This is a genomic window from Paenibacillus sp. LS-5, assembly GCF_056121505.1.
Genome location: NZ_JBWAVA010000140.1, coordinates 1 through 231, shown reverse-complemented (window position 1 = coordinate 231; position 231 = coordinate 1). Strand labels below are relative to the sequence as shown.

Annotated in this window: 1 tRNA gene; it reads right to left on the bottom strand. The window is 47.2% G+C overall.

Annotated features, from left to right (window positions below):
- Window positions 1-71 (bottom strand) — tRNA-Gln (locus AC0MA3_RS26790).
- Between the last annotated feature and the right edge of the window lie 160 nt (window positions 72-231).

Below are 231 nucleotides of genomic sequence, written 5' to 3'. Positions count from 1 at the left end.
TGGGGATATAGGAATCGAACCTATGAATGACGGAGTCAAAGTCCGTTGCCTTACCGCTTGGCTAATCCCCAATATTATAATTAGCAAAATCACGGAATCGGGTGGATACTCTATACTTCGAGATATAGGATTCTCAATCCCTGATACCTTGCTACCATGATAATGGCGGAACCGACGGGATTCGAACCCGCGATCTCCTGCGTGACAGGCAGGCATGTTAGGCCAACTACA